This window comes from Nemorincola caseinilytica (genome assembly GCF_039540515.1).
In the GTDB taxonomy this organism is placed as follows: Bacteria; Bacteroidota; Bacteroidia; order Chitinophagales; family Chitinophagaceae; genus Nemorincola; species Nemorincola caseinilytica.
On the sequence record NZ_BAABFA010000001.1, the window covers coordinates 62424 to 78234 of the forward strand.

20 protein-coding genes are annotated in these 15811 nt (G+C 50.0%); 8 read left to right on the top strand and 12 right to left on the bottom strand.

The window, feature by feature from the left end; translation table 11 throughout:
- The first annotated feature begins 31 nt into the window (after positions 1-31).
- The 3 genes from ABD843_RS00305 to ABD843_RS00315 all read left to right on the top strand — a co-directional run bounded on the left by ABD843_RS00305 (position 32) and on the right by ABD843_RS00315 (position 1295).
- On the top strand, positions 32-214 hold the full coding sequence (locus ABD843_RS00305) for a hypothetical protein (protein WP_345076746.1): 183 nt from the start codon (positions 32-34) through the stop codon (positions 212-214).
- On the top strand, positions 211-585 hold the full coding sequence (locus ABD843_RS00310) for a hypothetical protein (protein ID WP_345076749.1): 375 nt from the start codon (positions 211-213) through the stop codon (positions 583-585). Before ABD843_RS00305 ends, ABD843_RS00310 begins: the two co-directional genes overlap by 4 nt.
- A 68-nt stretch (positions 586-653) precedes the next feature.
- Positions 654-1295, top strand: coding sequence for a SprT-like domain-containing protein (locus tag ABD843_RS00315; RefSeq protein ID WP_345076753.1), 642 nt, complete (start codon positions 654-656; stop codon positions 1293-1295).
- A gap of 14 nt (positions 1296-1309) precedes the next feature.
- On the opposite strand, the gene ABD843_RS00320 is transcribed toward ABD843_RS00315, so the two are convergent.
- From ABD843_RS00320 to ABD843_RS00330, 3 genes are read right to left on the bottom strand one after another with little or no spacing between them, the layout of a single operon-like run.
- On the bottom strand, positions 1310-2476 hold the full coding sequence (locus ABD843_RS00320) for a PAS domain-containing response regulator (protein WP_345076757.1): 1167 nt from the start codon (positions 2474-2476) through the stop codon (positions 1310-1312).
- A gap of 42 nt (positions 2477-2518) precedes the next feature.
- Positions 2519-2962 (bottom strand): response regulator, encoded by a 444-nt coding sequence (locus ABD843_RS00325; RefSeq protein WP_345076760.1) that lies wholly within the window; start codon positions 2960-2962, stop codon positions 2519-2521.
- Positions 2940-4238: a sensor histidine kinase gene (locus ABD843_RS00330; RefSeq protein ID WP_345076763.1), complete on the bottom strand. Its 1299-nt coding sequence runs from the start codon at positions 4236-4238 to the stop codon at positions 2940-2942. The genes ABD843_RS00325 and ABD843_RS00330 overlap by 23 nt, the downstream gene beginning before the upstream one ends.
- 221 nt (positions 4239-4459) lie before the next feature.
- On the opposite strand from ABD843_RS00330, the gene ABD843_RS00335 reads away from it, so the two are divergent.
- From ABD843_RS00335 to ABD843_RS00345, 3 genes are all read left to right on the top strand, one after another.
- The gene (locus tag ABD843_RS00335; protein WP_345076766.1) at positions 4460-6199 is read left to right on the top strand and encodes a M28 family peptidase; all 1740 of its coding nucleotides are present in this window, start codon (positions 4460-4462) and stop codon (positions 6197-6199) included.
- Between the two features lie 86 nt (positions 6200-6285).
- Positions 6286-6990: a carboxypeptidase-like regulatory domain-containing protein gene (locus ABD843_RS00340; protein ID WP_345076769.1), complete on the top strand. Its 705-nt coding sequence runs from the start codon at positions 6286-6288 to the stop codon at positions 6988-6990.
- 203 nt (positions 6991-7193) lie between these two features.
- Entirely contained in the window at positions 7194-7415 is a 222-nt protein-coding gene (locus ABD843_RS00345; protein ID WP_345076772.1) for a hypothetical protein, read from the top strand.
- An 86-nt stretch (positions 7416-7501) separates the two neighbouring features.
- Here the strand turns inward: ABD843_RS00345 and ABD843_RS00350 are convergent, their stop codons facing one another.
- From ABD843_RS00350 to ABD843_RS00365, 4 genes are all read right to left on the bottom strand, one after another.
- Positions 7502-8176, bottom strand: coding sequence for a phosphatase PAP2 family protein (locus ABD843_RS00350; protein WP_345076775.1), 675 nt, complete (start codon positions 8174-8176; stop codon positions 7502-7504).
- Positions 8160-9635 carry an LptF/LptG family permease gene (locus tag ABD843_RS00355; RefSeq protein WP_345077095.1) on the bottom strand — a complete coding sequence of 492 codons (1476 nt, stop codon included), beginning with the start codon at positions 9633-9635 and terminating at the stop codon, positions 8160-8162. The genes ABD843_RS00350 and ABD843_RS00355 overlap by 17 nt, the downstream gene beginning before the upstream one ends.
- A 184-nt stretch (positions 9636-9819) precedes the next feature.
- Positions 9820-10206, bottom strand: a complete 387-nt coding sequence (locus tag ABD843_RS00360; RefSeq protein WP_345076778.1) for an START-like domain-containing protein — start codon at positions 10204-10206, stop codon at positions 9820-9822.
- Positions 10207-10391: 185 nt separating this feature from the next.
- Complete coding sequence (locus ABD843_RS00365) at positions 10392-11207, bottom strand: class I SAM-dependent methyltransferase (protein ID WP_345076781.1); 816 nt, start codon at positions 11205-11207, stop codon at positions 10392-10394.
- Between the two features lie 240 nt (positions 11208-11447).
- Between ABD843_RS00365 and ABD843_RS00370 the strand changes: the two genes are divergently transcribed.
- Entirely contained in the window at positions 11448-12098 is a 651-nt protein-coding gene (locus tag ABD843_RS00370) for a DUF47 domain-containing protein (RefSeq protein ID WP_345076784.1), read from the top strand.
- A 17-nt stretch (positions 12099-12115) separates the two neighbouring features.
- Positions 12116-13309, top strand: coding sequence for an inorganic phosphate transporter (locus ABD843_RS00375; protein ID WP_345076787.1), 1194 nt, complete (start codon positions 12116-12118; stop codon positions 13307-13309).
- A gap of 38 nt (positions 13310-13347) precedes the next feature.
- Here ABD843_RS00375 and ABD843_RS00380 read toward each other — a convergent pair whose 3' ends face one another.
- From ABD843_RS00380 to nadD, 5 genes are all read right to left on the bottom strand, one after another.
- Positions 13348-13773, bottom strand: a complete 426-nt coding sequence (locus ABD843_RS00380; protein WP_345076790.1) for a response regulator — start codon at positions 13771-13773, stop codon at positions 13348-13350.
- 189 nt (positions 13774-13962) lie between these two features.
- Entirely contained in the window at positions 13963-14448 is a 486-nt protein-coding gene (locus ABD843_RS00385; RefSeq protein WP_345076793.1) for a hypothetical protein, read from the bottom strand.
- A gap of 13 nt (positions 14449-14461) precedes the next feature.
- A complete protein-coding gene (locus tag ABD843_RS00390) occupies positions 14462-14833 on the bottom strand; it encodes a hypothetical protein (RefSeq protein ID WP_345076796.1) in 372 nt (123 codons plus the stop codon).
- 10 nt (positions 14834-14843) lie between these two features.
- On the bottom strand, positions 14844-15035 hold the full coding sequence (locus tag ABD843_RS00395; RefSeq protein ID WP_345076799.1) for a hypothetical protein: 192 nt from the start codon (positions 15033-15035) through the stop codon (positions 14844-14846).
- A gap of 121 nt (positions 15036-15156) precedes the next feature.
- A complete protein-coding gene (nadD, locus tag ABD843_RS00400) occupies positions 15157-15729 on the bottom strand; it encodes a nicotinate (nicotinamide) nucleotide adenylyltransferase (RefSeq protein WP_345076802.1) in 573 nt (190 codons plus the stop codon).
- Positions 15730-15811 lie beyond the last annotated feature (82 nt).

Consider the following 15811-nt stretch of genomic DNA (forward strand, 5'->3'; position numbering starts at 1 on the left):
AACTAAAGATAAACGTATAGATAACAGCGCTATGCGTTACGCAGGGCTGGCCACCCAGTGGCTGGTAATGCTGCTGCTGGCGGTGTGGGCGGGCTACAAGATAGATGCCATGTTAAAATGGCCTATACCTTTGTTTATAATTTTATTCCCCTTAATTTCATTGTCCTTTTCCCTGTGGAAACTGATAAAGGAACTGAACAGACCTAAAGAATGAATAAGAAGTTCGTGATAACGATGGTGGTGATATTCCTGCTGCTGGCACTTGTGTTCGGCGCTATGGGTGTGTACGCACCACAGTTCCAGACGCTGCCATTGCATATTGCAAATGCCGTGATGCTGGTACTATCGCTGCTGGCGTACATGCTCATGAACAAGACCGTTGCCGACAGGCCACATGCCTTTGTGCGCGGCGTATATAGTGCATCGCTGCTCAGGTTGTTCATATGCATGGCCGCTATGCTGGCCTATGTACTGCTCAATCGTGGCAGCCTGCACAAGCCTACAGTGTTCGTGCTGCTGGGCGTGTATGCCGTATACTCCGGCACAGAGACCTACCTGCTATCCCGAACCGCAAGAAAACACTGATCTTACTCCCATTCATCTCACACAAAAAACAACCTGATGTCTGAAACGAATAAATAGTTCACCTCAAAATGAAAAAGCAGGAAAGATCTTTCAGTTTCTTAGAGCAATTCTTACCGCCGGGATCTCTTGAACAAGTAGCCCCTTTCTTCAAGACCCATGTCATACACCTCACACTCACCAACGAAAGGCGCAGTGTGCTGGGCGACTACCGCAACCCTACGTCCGATACTCCCTATCACCGCATCAGTATCAATGCCAACCTCAATAAGTATAGTTTTCTCATAACACTGCTGCACGAGCTGGCGCACCTGTTCACCCATGTACATTTTGGCCACAGGGCCTCGCCGCATGGCAACGAATGGAAGACCCAGTTCCGCCATATACTCATACCTTTTATGGGCAAGCGTTTCTTTCCGGCCGATGTGGAGCGTGCGCTTTATGCCTATCTGCACAACCCTGCCGCCAGCACCTGCACCGATGCCGAACTCTTCAGATCGCTATACCGCTACGATGAGCACAAGCCCGGCTACAAGCTGGTAGATGACATAGCCATCAACCAGTTCTTCGAGATAGAGGATGGAGAGGTGTTTCAGAAGGTAGAGAAACTACGCACACGCACCAAGTGCCGTAGTGTGGCCACGGGTAAGATGTATCTCTTCCAGGGTATAATGGAGGTAAAGGCGGTACGCCGCCGGCCGGAATATGCATAGTGTAGCATATATCGCTATGCGGTCACGGCTGCTTTGGTCACATCGTATAGCAATATGAGGCGTGCAGCCATACCGTCGAACATCACACTGCTTGCCATTATCTCCACATCTATCAGGGTGCCGTCCTTTTTCTGATGTTTCCATACACCCCTGTTCGATCGTTCTTCGCTTTTCGCTGCCATGAATACCTCCATAAAACTGTTACGCTCTGTAATGGGCCGTATATCGGCAGCCGTCATGCTCATGAACTCTTCATAGCTATAGCCATAATGCGCCATCGCTGCCTTGTTCACATCCAGGAAGCGTGAAGAGCCTTCTTCTATCACCCACATGGGTTGCGGGCTATAGGCAAAAAGGCATTTGTATTTGTTCTCGTTCTCGCTCAGTCTTTGTTTTGCCTCCTGGCTTTCCGTTATGTCGCGTATGATGCCGGTGAGTGCTGTTATATTGCCATCGGTATCGCGTTTTATCACCATCTCGCAACGGATGTATTTTATCACACCTTGTGCTATCAGCATGCGGCATTCATACTTCATATTGTTCAGGTGGCTGAAGGCATGCTCATGTACCTGTTTCACATGTGCCACATCATCGGGGTGTACACGCGCCATGAAGTTCTCAAAGGTAGGTGCCACTGCCTCGGGCTCATAGCCCAGTATGCGGTATTTTTCGTCAGACCACGCACTGTGTCCGTTCACGAGGTCGGCCTGCCAGCTTCCGAAGCGGGCCAGCCGTTCGGCCTCCTTCATCAGCGCCTCTTTGGCAAATATCTCTTTTATGTGCCGCTTCTTATCCAGCGTGGCCTCGTAGCGTTCCAGTGCGCTGGTCACAGCGCTGGGCAGGCGTTGCAGCCTGTCCTTCAGCACATAGTCCCACGCGCCCTCCTTCATTGCATTCACCGAATACTCTTCCGATACAGTACCTGTTACCAGTATCAGCGGCAGGTCTATGTTCTTCTCCTTTAGTATATGCAGGGCGTCCATAGCCGTAAAGTTGGGCATGGAGTGGTCGGCCAGTATTATATCGTATGTACCTGCATGCAATGCATTGATGAACGACTCCTTATCGCATATCACAGTGATGTTGAAGTTCAGCATTGCCCTGTCCAGTATCTTCTTCACCAGGTACGCATCCATCACCTCGTCTTCCAGGTGCAGTATATTGATCTCTTTGGCCAGCATAATGTTCTACAAATATTAGAATAATGTATCGATCTTGCAATTTTAACTTTTACCCATAGGCGGCCATTGATTCAGTATCAGCCAGTACATTTTCAGGTCGGCAATGGCCTTGCTGAAAGAATCGAAGTTCACCGGCTTCACTATATAGCTGTTCACGCCCAGTTTATAGCTCTCTATTATATCCTTTTCCTCTTTCGATGATGTGAGCACTATCACCGGTATCATTCTCCTGGCCTCGTCGGCCTTCAGCCTGCGCAGTATCTCCAGCCCGTCCACGCGCGGCAGGTTCAGGTCCAGCAGTACCATATGGCGTTTATGGTCGTTCAGCAGCTCCGGCGACATCAGGTAGGCCAGCGCATCGGCGCCATCATCTATGTGCCTTATAGAGTTGCCCAGGTTGTTCGTCTTGAGGCTTCTTATGGCAAGTTCTGCCTCATATGGATCGTCCTCTACTAGCAGGATCTCAATTGGTTCTGTTCCCGTCATGGTCGGTGTTTTTTATTGGTAGTGTGAAATAGAATGTAGCTCCCTTATTCTCTTCGCTCTCTGCCCATACATACCCTCCGTGTTTCAGTACTATACGCTGCACTATGGCCAGGCCTGTGCCCTGCCCATCCATATCGGTCTTTTTATGCAGCCGCTGGAACATGCCGAACAGTTTGTGCGCATACTTCATATCGAACCCCACACCATTGTCGCGCACATAGTACAGCACCTTATCGCCCCTCTGCTCCGATCCTATTTTTATCACAGGCTGTGGCTGGCGGGCAGAGAATTTTATGGCGTTCGCTACCAGGTGGTGCCATACCTGGCGCATCAGCACACTATCGCACGCTACAGGTATCATGTCTCCTATCACAAAGTTCACGGTATCATTCCCTGCTGGCAGCCCTGCCACTGCGCTCCGCACCATTCCGTCCATATCGGCAGGCAGTATCATCAGGTCCTTCTGGCTCAGCCGCGACAGGTTCAGCAGGGCATCTATCATTTCGCTCATATGCCGCGTGTTCGCTATCACAGCATCCATCAGCCGCTTGCTCTCTTCGTTGAACACCTCCTTATGGTCGGTATACAGCATATCGGTATACCCGCCTATTATGCGCAGCGGCGCCCGCATATCGTGCGATACAGAGTAGGAGAATACTTCCAGTTCCCGGTTCATGGCCTCTAGCTTGCGGCCGTGCTCTGCTGCCTGCTGCTCCAGTTCCATGTTCCGGGTCCTTAGTTTCGCTTCTGCATTCCGCAAGGCCGTCACATCCTGTAGTATACGTTCTGCTTCCGCTTTTTTTTCTTGCAGGTTTCGGTCCAGTTCGGCCTGCAGTATCCTTACTTTTTCTTCGGCCTCCCTGCGCCTCGTTACCTCCCGCTCCTGCTCGGCCTCGGTACGCATTGCCCTGAAGGCACGCATATTCCTCAGGAGCCTGTACAAAGTGTAGATGCCTGCCAATGCCACTATGGCCCGAAGCACGGTATCGACCCGGTATACAGGCACCCAGAACATAAGCACGCCCGATAGATGCGTGATACCACACAGCGCCATGAATATGGCCAGCGTATAGAACACCCGCAGAAAAGCCACATTGCCACGGCGAAACGCTATACGCGCCATCGCCACGGCCATGGCCGTGCATACCAGCCATATGAGGCCATCGCCGGCTATATGCATCCAGCCCTCCAGGTCGGTCCAGTTGCCGTTCTGCCATCCCTGTGGCCAGTCGCTGCTATCGAATAATTGTCTGAAAAGGTCTGACAGGGATCTCATTTTTATGTTCTTTACACATATCGTGTCAAAAGGGATAGAGGCAAATTAGGCAAGGTTTTTAAAGCATGCAAGTACTGTGACACATAAAATATGGATCGAATTTTGTGTATGATTAACATGATATAAGTTATCGATCGTTAATAAAGTTCCTGGTTTCATCATATCATACATCTCTCTTACTTCCGTTCTTCGTATTTTCACATTCACAAATGTTCTATAAAATGAGACATATATGTATACTGTTGCTGGCGCTGATACCTGTGTGTGGCCGCTCACAGACGGGTATCACCTGTACCGATACCGTTGCCGCGCGGGTAATGATGGGCGCCTACGACCCTGCCGCATACCTGGCCTCGGTCGTCATCGATCACCCTGATGCCATAAGTGCAGGTATACGCAACAATGTATCGCCCGACTCACTGCATGCCTACCTCGATGTGCTGCGTTCCTTCCGCAATCGCAATACCGGCTCCGATACCACATCGCCCACGCGTGGCATAGGCGCTGCGCGCCGCTGGATATATACCAAATTCCAGCAGTTCAGCGCGGCTAACGAGAACCGGCTCAGGCCTTCCTACCTCCAGTTCGATAAAACACTATGCAGCATCACCCGGCACCGCAATGTGCTGGCCGTGTTACCCGGCTCCGATACTACCGACAAGGCAGTGATAGTGATAGAAGCCCACATGGATAGCCGCTGTACCGATCTTTGCGACACCGCCTGCGTGGCCGAAGGGATGGAGGACAATGGCAGCGGCACTGCGCTGGTGATAGAGCTGGCGCGTGTGATGAGCAGGTATAGCTACAAGCATACCATTGTCTTCATGACCACCACCAGCGAAGAGCAGGGGCTGGATGGCGCCCAGGCCTTTGTGAACTATGCACAGCTACACAACATCAAGATACGTGCGGTGATGAACAACGATGTCATTGGCGGCATCATATGCGGTCATACGTCCTCGCCTCCCGGCTGTCCTTTCTTCAAGCATATAGATAGTACACAGGTACGCCTGTTCTCCAGCGGCGGGTTCAATTCCTTTCACAAGGGCCTGTCCCGTTTCATAAAGCTTGAGTATAAGGAAATGCAGCGCCCCTTCGTATCGGTACCCATGACGGTGAGCATCATGACGCCCGAGGACCGCACCGGCAGGGGTGGCGATCATATACCGTTCCGTATGGCGGGGTTTACCGCTATGCGCTTCACATCGGCCAATGAGGCAGGCGATGCCAACGTGACCAGCGGCACTTATGAGGACAGGCAGCACACATCCGGCGATAGCCTTGGCGCCGATACCGACCTTGATGGCTCGCTCGATGAGTATTTCGTTGACTTCAACTACCTCGCCCGCAATACGGTCATTAATGCCAATGCCGCTGCCATGGCCGCTATCGGGCCCCGCACGCCCAACTTTACCCTTACCACTACAGGAGGCAACCTCCGGATCACCCTCACTGCCGAGACAGGTTATCCGCAGTATAGGGTAGGGGTGCGCACCACCACTTTCGATTGGGATTCTGTTTACACCCTTTCCGGTGGCCCTACTGTTTTCGATATACCGCTCTCTGCTACCGGCAATCATATAGTTAGCATAGCCTCTGTTGACGATAGGGGAGTGGAAAGCCTCTTCTCGCGAGAGCTGCAAGTGGTGGTAACGCCTGCAGGTGTAGGCAGTGCGCCCTACATACCAAGACCCATAGAGCTGATGCAGAACAAGCCAAACCCCGCCGATGAAGCCACTATGATAGGTGTGCTGGTGAACAATAAGGTGGCCTATAAAGATGCATATATCTCCATCAGAGACCTGAATGGGCGCGAGGTACAGTGCACTCCCATATCGCTCACCGAGGGTATGAACGAGATCATCTACGATCATGGGTACAACATGAGTGGCACTTATATGTACAGCCTCGTTATAGATGGCAGGGTCATAGACTCCAAGCGTATGGTCTTCGCCAACTAGAGGTGCGTACCGTATCTTAAAGTATTGCCAAATTCAATGCATATGCGATATGTATACTCATTGGCAGCTTAGTTTTAATGCCTGAAATGAGGCTGCGTTACTTATTCGTCACTTTACTGCTACTGCCGTTGGCGCTCACCGCGCAGACATTGCAGGGTATTGTCTCTGATGCAGCTACACACAAGCCCATATTTCCTGCCACAGTGGTAAATGTGCGCACGCGGGAGGTGGCATATACCAATACCAACGGCTACTACAGCATCACCGCGCAGCAGGGCGATGTCATAGCCTTTACCTGTATAGGCTACAAGAACGAGGAACGCACTAAGCCGCCGTCGGTGCTCATTGCCAACCTCAATGTAGCTATGGAACAGCAGGAATACGAGCTGAAGACCGTAGTACTGGGCCCGGGTGCGCTTACCAAGTACCAGGTCGATTCTATAGAGCGTGCCCAGGTATACAAGATACCCTTGCAGCGCAGGCCGCCATCGCCTATCATGAGCCCGGTATCGGCCATAGCCGAGAAGTTCTCTAAAAAGGCCAAACGCACTTATCAGTTCCAGGAGGATTTTGCGAATGCCGAGCTGCAGAAATTCATAGATACCCGCTATACGCCCGATGTGGTCACCAGTGTCACCGGCCTCACCGGCGATAGCATAGGCTATTTCATGTACGCATACCCTATGCCCTACGAGTTCGCACGCAATGCAACCGGCCTGGAGATAAAGATGTGGGTACGAGACAACTACAAGCAGTGGATGCGCAAACTATCCCCCGAGGTTCATAAGTGACCTTTAAAGGTCCATTTTAACGGTCCCAGGCTAACCTTCTGCATATCACAGCACTACAATAAAGAGACCTTTTTTACATGGGAATGTTGTAGATCTTCTCTCTGCGATCGTAAAGATCGTCGTCCAATACCGTACGATCTTTGTATGGTAAACGGAAATGCCAGCAATGGCCTCCTATTTATCTCACCAAAAAAACCACTGTTATGAGAACGCTTCTTTCACTGACCGCCTTTGCCGGTCTGCTGTTATTCACCTCGTGTGAAAAGAACTATGTATGCGAATGCACCACTGCTGCCAATGGCGGCAACCCCGCAGTTGTTACCAATGAAGACCTTGGTAAAATGAAACTGTCGGAAGCAAGAGCAAAATGTAAAGACAAGGAAGGCACTGTATTGGGTGTAAGCCGTACATGCAAGCTGAACTAACTTCACTTGGTTTCGCCCATGTGCGTGCATGCGCCCGAACATAGTAGAACGCTCACGGTCATCTCCTTTTTCGTACAACGATAGCATTAGCGACCGTTGTGGGAGGGCGCCGTTGAGCGTTCGTCGTTTATAAGCCTTTTGAAAAGCGGGCCCATCAGTATACAGCACAGGGTAGATACTACAGCGCCTATGATGCTGCCTGCATACACATCTTCAAAGAAGTGCGCCGCCAGGTATACCCTGGAATAGCATACGCCCAGTGCCAGCGCGAAGAACAGCAGCCCCAGCGGCCTGTACCTGGGCAGCAGCAGCATGGTGATGAAACAGAAAAAGCTGAACGCCCCCTCGCTATGCCCCGATGGGAAACTGCGGGCATACAGTTCCGGCCAGTGGGGCAGGCGGTGCAGCCATGGCGCAGTACTGTACAAGTTCAGCGGGCGTGGGTGCTGAAAGTACGATTTCATACCCTGCTGCACCAGCATAGGCACTATGTTCACCACTGCGGCCACTGCAAAGTATTCCCATCTTCTCAGCCGGGGTATCAGCATCAGTAGCAGCAGGGCGGGTATTATCACATATGCCTCTCCCATCCATGTGGTGTAGTACATTATGGTGTCCATAAGGTCGGTATAGTGCCCGTTTATGGCCCTGAACATGAACTCCTTCCCATACATCTGGTACAGGGTGCCACCGGCCACCATCCACACTATAAGCGGAAGGTAGAAGTATGGGTTGAGCGATATGTTATTTCTCTTTAGCAACTGTATCGGTAGGTACTGCCGGCCCGGCAAAGGTAATAGCCCGCCACAACCTGAAATACCACTCTTTCGTAAATATTTTAGAGTCGTTGCGTGCGGCATTTATGAGCAATATGGCCAATGGCATCAGCGCTATGGACGACAGCCACATACCCAGCCACGGCGCCACCGATCCTGCCTTGGCCAGTTTCTCGCCCGTTATGTTCAGTATGTGGAATATCACAAAGAACACTACGGCCACCACCATGGGCATTCCCAGCCCTCCCTTGCGTATGATGGCGCCCAGCGGTGCGCCTATAAGGAACAGCAGCAGGCATGCAAAGGATAGGGAGAATTTGCGGTGCAGCTCTATCTCGTATTTCAGGTAGTTCTCCGTCTGCAGGCTGTTGTCCAGCGATACGCCGTCCATCTGTGTCTTCTGAAAGGTCACATTGTTCACTACTGCCTGCATCACCATCTGGCGCATACTGTCCGGCACATATTCCAGGAAGGTGCTGTCATAGGTCACCCTGGCAGGCGCATATTTTTGTGCCAGTGCTTTTACAACGGCATCTTTTTGCCTGCCTGCCGTTTCCAGCGATATATATGGTGCCAGGTTCGATGTGACCATGCCCAGGCTGCGCTTTTGCTGTCTTTTCAGGCTGTCTATGCTCTCGTTCAGCTGGGCCACATCCATCATCTGGTTCGCGCTTTTGAACATGTCCTCGTTCGTTCTCGTGAACTTGAACCCCGACATGTCGAAAACTTTATCCCACTGGTCGAAGTGCATGCGTATCTGCGTATAGTTATGCACCCCGTGCTCAAAACCCTCATTGTACTGCCAGCCATCCTTCAGCCGGAAGATGAGCGCCCGCTTATCGGCAGTGGGTATCATTTCGCCCTCCCTGGCCATCACCAGCTTATTGTTGCCTACCATATCGCTATGGTCATATATCACTATATCGCGTATGGTGCGGCCGTCCTCGTCCTTGCTGCCTATTCTTATAGAGTAGCCAGGTATCTCGCTGTTGAACTGGTTGGGACGTATGGTCAGTGTCGGTTTCGAATTTCGCACATCGTACAGCAGCGATAGCGCTTTCAGGTTGGCAACCGGTATCACATAGTTAGCGAACAGGAACGCCAGGAAGGATATGAATGTGATGAAAATAGCCAGCGGCTGCATGAAGCGCAGCAGCGATATGCCCGACGACTTGATGGCCACCAGCTCGAAATTCTCGCCCATATTGCCAAAGGTCATGATGGAGGAGAGCAGTATGCCCAGCGGCAGCGCCAGAGGCACCAGTATGGTAGACATGAACAGCAATAGCTGGAAGAGTGGCCATACGCCCACACCCTTGCCCAGCATTTCGTCCATATACAGCCAGAAGAACTGCATGACCAGCACGAACAGCGACACGAAGAAGGTGACGATGAACGGCCCTATGAAGCTCTTGATGAGTAATATGTCCAGCTTCTTTATCAGCTACCTATACATTTACGGCTGCAAACCTACACAAAAACCCTGCCCTTTGGTGGGCCCGTGGCAATGATCAACTTTTTATTTAGAATATGGCCGCCATCCCGGCCACAAAAAAGCCTGCGCCACATAGCAGGGTGCAGGCTTTCGTATACCTTTCCGAATGGTGTGTACTTCCAGGGCACATCTCTTAGGCAGCACCTATGCGGTGCTTCAGATCGTGTACCTGTGTGTTCCACAAGCGCTCCTGGTCTTTGATGTCGGCCTTGTCGGCAAAGTCGGTTATCCTCAGTATGGTCTCGTTGGTCACCGGGCTCTGCTCTATGCTGAACTCAAAGAACTCGTCCTTGCCATAGTGGTCCCACCTGTATCGTATGAATTCATTTTCCACATGTTCCAGCATCATTGCTATATCGGTCGATCCATTCCATGTAAAGAAATAGGTGTTGTCCCTCTGGTCTACCTTATCTGCGAACCACTCCTGCAGACCCACCGGGGATGATAGGAATTCATATAGTATAGTAGGGGAGCATCTTATGGGAAACTCTACGGAATACATTATTTTCTTCTTGCTCATTGTCGATCTGTTCTCTTGTGAATGTTCAAGTGCAATAATAAAAAAAGGAGGTTACAAACAAAATTTTATTCCGCTTTCCCCGGGAATTTTCTCAAAACATTTTGAGATATTTTCCTATAGACGTTAAAATACCCTTACAGATGGCTGCAAGGGTATTGAAAATATAAAAGATGTGCCCTGAAATATTACTCCACGATATATAATACCGACCGTGGGTGAATGCCACACCGTTCGAATTGCTCTTTGCCAAAGTCATTTATCCCCAGTTCATTCACCTTAAAGCCTGCATTTTTCAGGTTGGTCACAAAGCCTTTTTTAGAGTAGGCGCGCACATGGTCGTTCTGGCCATAGTACTTCCACCTGTCTATATCTGTCTGTATCTTATCGTCCTGCAGTGTTTCTTCTATGGCCAGGCATATAGGTACCATGGCTATACCCCAGCCGCCGGGTTTCAGTACACGACGCAGTTCGCGCATGGCCTTGTTGTCGTCAGGTACATGTTCCAGTACATGCGAGCATATGAATATATCAAAGCGGCCATCGGTATATATATTCATATCCGTTATGTCCACCTTGTCGTCGGCCTTGGGGTTAAAAAGGTCGGCCGACCTGTAATTGATACAGCTCGATGCCCGCAGGTAACTCTCCAGCGCCTCGGTAGGCGCTATGTCCAGCATATTGTAGCGGCTCTGGCAATTCGTACCCAGGCGTTTTTCTATATATAATGCATACAGGCGGTCGCGGTCGCTCGCATAGCACCTGGGGCATTGATACCTGAGTATATTTATGGTCTCATAGGCGAATAATGAGAAAACATGCTGGCTATCGTCCAGCATTTGCAGATATTCGCTGCTCATAGGGTTGAAATAACTAAGGCCTGTCCTGCATACGGGGCAATGATATTTATTTCCCATATATGCAAGGTGGTGGGGGTCCGACCGTAGCTGCTTATTGAAACTGTGAATGGCTTTTTTCAGCCTCAGCACATTCTTATTCGCCATGGCGCAAAAGTATAGTAAAATTCACTGCTTGCATCATGCAAGTATTCTTTTGCAGACCGATATATAAATGTTGTTCATTTTTATGTAATACCCCATGCAGGCGGCATATTATGACCGATGATGATGCCCTAAGGTTCCAATGTTACCAAATTATTAAGTCTGATGGATTTTTTTTAAATTAGATGCCTGTGGGGTTAGCTTTGCGGCGCTAATAGTTCTATAAAATAAATCTCCGGTTAAATGTCTCCGATCGATTCGTTTCTCAAGATCTTCTTACCTAAGGACAGGATATTCTACACTTTGTTCGAAGAAGTGGCCAATACCCTGGTGCTGATGGGTGATACCTTCAAAAATGCCCTATCTGAGAAAGACCTGGCCAAAAGGGACCAGATGCTGAAAACGCTGGAAGAGCTGGAGCATAAGAACGACGAGATAACGCACCAGATATTCATAGAGCTGGGCCGCAATTTCATCACCCCGTTCGACCGGGAGGATATACATTACCTTGCCACATCGCTCGATGATATAGCCGACTATATATGGGGTGCTGCTAAGAGGGTAGTGAACTACCAGATAGATGACAGGAACAATACCCTGCAGGCATTTGCCGAGATCATCTGCAAGTCCATCAAGTCCATCAATACCGCCATACATGGCCTGCGCGGCATGAAGAACCTGCGCGATATCACTGCCTCATGCGTTACGGTGAACAGTCTGGAGAACGATGCCGACGACCTGCTGGATAATACCATGATGCGCCTCTTCACATCGGGCGTAGATCCCGTAGAGCTCATAAAGCAAAAGGACATCTTCCAGATGCTGGAGATAGTGACCGACAAATGCGAGGATGCGGCCAATGTAGTAGAATCTATCATCATTAAATACGCTTAATATAATCAGGCAACTGTATGTCGGTATTGCTCATAGTCATTATTGTGCTTGCTCTGTTGTTCGATTATATAAACGGATTTCATGATGCGGCCAACTCTATAGCTACGGTGGTCTCCACCAAGGTACTTACCCCCTTGCAGGCTGTTCTTTGGGCTGCCCTGTTCAATTTCGTTGCCTTCTTCATTTTCAAAGATCATGGCGTGGCCAAAACAGTGGCCAAGACCGTACACGATGGCTACATCACCCTACCTGTCATATTCTCGGGTCTTGTAGCCGCCATAGCGTGGAATCTCTTCACTTGGTGGTTCGGTATCCCGTCCAGCTCTTCGCATACCCTTATAGGTGGGTTCGCCGGTGCGGCCATAGCCAATGGTGGTTTTGCAGCTATCAACTCCGAGCCCGTTATCAAAACGGTCAGCTTCATAGTGCTGGCGCCGCTCATAGGTATGATAATGGCCTTCATCATTTCGCTCTGGTTCATCTATTCCTTCCGCAAAGGCTGGAGGCCCAAGGTGGTATCGCTTATTATTATGGTCACGGTCTCCCTGCTGGTGTTCCATTATATAGAGACAGACCCCTCAAAGCTGAAGAATTATCACGAAAGTTACATCGCCAATGTATTGCTGGAAAGCAAGAACCTCAAATGGCTCTTGCTGGGTGTCATAATGGTGGCCATGTGTGTATTCACCATGGTGCTCGGCTCGCTCAATACGGCCAGCGCTACGCAGTTCCTCAAACGCTTCCAACTGGTGTCTTCGGCCATATTCAGCGTAGGCCATGGTGGCAACGATGCGCAGAAGGTAATGGGTATCATCACTGCGGCCCTCTATTGCGGTGGAGAGATAGCGAAAGACCAGATGCCCACATGGGTGCCACTGGCCTGCTATACTGCCATAGCGGTAGGTACCATGAGCGGTGGCTGGAAGATCATCAAGACCATGGGTACACGCATCACCAAGGTCACGCCGTTCGAAGGTGTTGCCGCCGAGACGGCCGGTGCCATAACCCTCTTCCTTACCGAGAACCTGAAGATACCCGTGAGCACCACGCATACCATTACCGGCTCTATTATAGGCGTAGGCGCTACCAAGCGTGTATCGGCCGTGCGCTGGGGTGTCACCATCAACCTGCTGTGGGCATGGATCCTCACCATACCCGTTAGCGCCATGCTGGCCGCCGGCTGCTATGCCATCGTTAGGTTGTTCGTGTAAATTGGGTAAAATTCGTTTTCAGAGGGGCGCCCGGGTCGTTACGAGGTAATGCCGTAGCGCTTGTTCAGCACATGTACTATCAGCTTTATCGACTCCTTGGTCAGAGGCTTTATCAGGTAGTACTCCACATGCTTGTTCGATTGCGCGCGCATCATATCGCCCTTGTCTATCGATGAGGATAATATGTAGATGCGTACCCTGTTCCTGGCTTCCTCGCTCAGTTTTTCGAAACGCGCCAGGAAACCCCAGGCATCCATCACCGGCATCATTATGTCCAGCAGCAGTATGGCAGATTCATCGTTATCGGGCTGAGAGTATTTCTCGGCCACATATTCAAAACCTGCCACAGGGTCGGTGAAATCTACCACCAGGGCATTGGGATATGTTTTTTCTATTATAGTACGACAAAGTTTGTTGTTCAGTTTGTCGTCGTCTATTATCACAAAATTGTTCAGGTAGCTCATATATCTCCGTTGAAAGATAGGTATCGTTTATCTGCCGACAAAGATATTTCTATTTTTCAACATGAATAAATAAAAATTGCATAAATGCAGTATATATATTAACAAGAAAGTGCTAATAAGATACTAATAGAACACTGGTAGGTACAAGCCGGATGTGGGATGAAAATGCTGTGCAGGAATTGCTTTGAATTATTTCTGCTCTGTTGCTGCCTGCCGGGCTTTTTTCTCTTTCTGCTTCTTTACTATCAGCTTCACGCCCTTGTACGATAGTTGCATCGCCTTCCATTTAAGGTAGCTGCCCAGGAATTCCTTTCCTGCGGCCCAAAGCACTTTTTTAGCGCGGGAGGGCGATTTTTTACCTTCGGGAGTGGGCTTGTTCTTTTTTGTAGTGGTGGTGTCATCATCATCTTTCTCTTCGGTGGCCGAAGAGAGCCATTGCTGCGCCATGCTCACAAGCGGGCCTGCAATGGTTCCCGCAAATGGTGCGATGCGTGATGCGATATTCATTATAAAAGGTAGCTTGCCGCCCAGCAGGCCGCTGCTGCCTATACTGTCCACTACATCGTCCATAGACAGCAGGCCTTGCTCTTCCAGCAATTCTTTTTCCTGCAGCAGGCGGCGCCGCTCCTGCTCCAGTTCTGCAACGCTGCGCAGCTTTTTAGAGTATGCTTTCATAAAGACGTTCTTATCAGGCTTTCTTGTTCTGCTCGGCCTCATCGCCCTCATCATCGGCCGATGAGGTTATGACCTCTACAAGCGAATCGGCAAAGAAACGGGTGATGGGCCTGCGCAGCACTACTACCAGCGCCAGCAGCAATATGTATATACCTGTGGTGATGAAGTAGGCCGCAAGCGGCGATACCCCCATTTGTATGAAGGCGCTTGTAAGGCCAAAGCCTATGAACAATACTATGCAGAAGAATATGAGCAACCCTATGAGCGCGAACAGTACATAACTCACCACGCCGGCCGTACGGCCTATCAGGTCTATCTTTACCAGGTCTACCTGTACTTCTATATAGCGCGTTATCCTGTCCTTTATTCCGCTGAAGATGCCCATAATGTCTGCTTTATGTGTATATGTTCTCCTCTATATCCGCAGGTACTTTGCCGAATTTGTCCTTTATGTTGTTAAGGCCCTTTTTCAGCTTTTCCATGTCCTCTTTGCGTTTTTCTTTGTCGGTGGCCAGCAGGTAGCCGACCGCTACACCTACCACTACTCCTGCGAATAGGGTAGCTACTGTGTTGCTCATTTTTGCCATAATGGTATTATTTGGGTGATCGTTCGTTAATTGAACCTAAAGTTCTGTAAAGTTAGAATACCATGCAAGTCCCGGCCTTACATATATCACACATAAGTGCATGATCTGTGTTTTTCTTAACTTACTTCATATAGTAGCGGTTGTCAAGTATGTATTTTTCTACCACGCCGGGCACTATATACTTTATAGACCGTTTTTCCTTCAGCTGCCTGCGTATGTAGGTCGATGATATGTGCAGCAGCGGCGCATCCAGCATGGTTATCTGTGCGCCCCAGGTATCTTCTATCTCGAAGCCCGGCCTGTTGTACACTATGAACGAATAGCGCTCTACCAGGTGCTCGAAGTTCTTCCACCGGTGTATGTTCTGAAAGCTGTCGGCCCCCATTATCACCGAAAAACGCTCCAGCGGGAACTTCTCGGTAAGGTAGGTGAGCGTATCTATGGTATAGGACGGCTTCGGTAGCTGGAACTCCACATTGCTCGCCCTGAACTTCGGGTTATCTTCTATGGCTATATTCACCAGGTGCAGCCTGTCGTACTCGTTCAGCAGCGAGTGCGAATCCTTTAACGGGTTGTGCGGCGATACCACGAACCATACCTTATCTACCTCTGTATGCTCTACTACATGGTTGGCTACTATAAGGTGGCCTGTGTGAATGGGGTTGAAGCTGCCGAAGTACAATCCGATGTGCATGACTGGAACTGGTGATGATATAATGACCGGGAAAACGCCCCGAAAGGCGGCACAAAAATATCATTAATTACCGTTCCCCGGG

Excerpts from the sequence above, each read along its gene's own strand:
- nadD (WP_345076802.1), bottom strand. The coding sequence starts at position 15,729 with ATGCACATCGGATTGTACTTCGGCAGCTTCAACCCCATTCACACAGGC.
- ABD843_RS00345 (WP_345076772.1), top strand. The coding sequence starts at position 7,194 with ATGAGAACGCTTCTTTCACTGACCGCCTTTGCCGGTCTGCTGTTATTC.
- ABD843_RS00325 (WP_345076760.1), bottom strand. The coding sequence starts at position 2,962 with ATGACGGGAACAGAACCAATTGAGATCCTGCTAGTAGAGGACGATCCA.
- ABD843_RS00385 (WP_345076793.1), bottom strand. The coding sequence starts at position 14,448 with ATGAAAGCATACTCTAAAAAGCTGCGCAGCGTTGCAGAACTGGAGCAG.
- ABD843_RS00305 (WP_345076746.1), top strand. The coding sequence starts at position 32 with ATGCGTTACGCAGGGCTGGCCACCCAGTGGCTGGTAATGCTGCTGCTG.
- ABD843_RS00315 (WP_345076753.1), top strand. The coding sequence starts at position 654 with ATGAAAAAGCAGGAAAGATCTTTCAGTTTCTTAGAGCAATTCTTACCG.
- ABD843_RS00395 (WP_345076799.1), bottom strand. The coding sequence starts at position 15,035 with ATGGCAAAAATGAGCAACACAGTAGCTACCCTATTCGCAGGAGTAGTG.
- ABD843_RS00330 (WP_345076763.1), bottom strand. The coding sequence starts at position 4,238 with ATGAGATCCCTGTCAGACCTTTTCAGACAATTATTCGATAGCAGCGAC.
- ABD843_RS00370 (WP_345076784.1), top strand. The coding sequence starts at position 11,448 with ATGTCTCCGATCGATTCGTTTCTCAAGATCTTCTTACCTAAGGACAGG.
- ABD843_RS00320 (WP_345076757.1), bottom strand. The coding sequence starts at position 2,476 with ATGCTGGCCAAAGAGATCAATATACTGCACCTGGAAGACGAGGTGATG.
- ABD843_RS00380 (WP_345076790.1), bottom strand. The coding sequence starts at position 13,773 with ATGAGCTACCTGAACAATTTTGTGATAATAGACGACGACAAACTGAAC.
- ABD843_RS00375 (WP_345076787.1), top strand. The coding sequence starts at position 12,116 with ATGTCGGTATTGCTCATAGTCATTATTGTGCTTGCTCTGTTGTTCGAT.
- ABD843_RS00360 (WP_345076778.1), bottom strand. The coding sequence starts at position 10,206 with ATGAGCAAGAAGAAAATAATGTATTCCGTAGAGTTTCCCATAAGATGC.
- ABD843_RS00310 (WP_345076749.1), top strand. The coding sequence starts at position 211 with ATGAATAAGAAGTTCGTGATAACGATGGTGGTGATATTCCTGCTGCTG.
- ABD843_RS00390 (WP_345076796.1), bottom strand. The coding sequence starts at position 14,833 with ATGGGCATCTTCAGCGGAATAAAGGACAGGATAACGCGCTATATAGAA.
- ABD843_RS00335 (WP_345076766.1), top strand. The coding sequence starts at position 4,460 with ATGAGACATATATGTATACTGTTGCTGGCGCTGATACCTGTGTGTGGC.
- ABD843_RS00365 (WP_345076781.1), bottom strand. The coding sequence starts at position 11,207 with ATGGCGAATAAGAATGTGCTGAGGCTGAAAAAAGCCATTCACAGTTTC.
- ABD843_RS00340 (WP_345076769.1), top strand. The coding sequence starts at position 6,286 with ATGAGGCTGCGTTACTTATTCGTCACTTTACTGCTACTGCCGTTGGCG.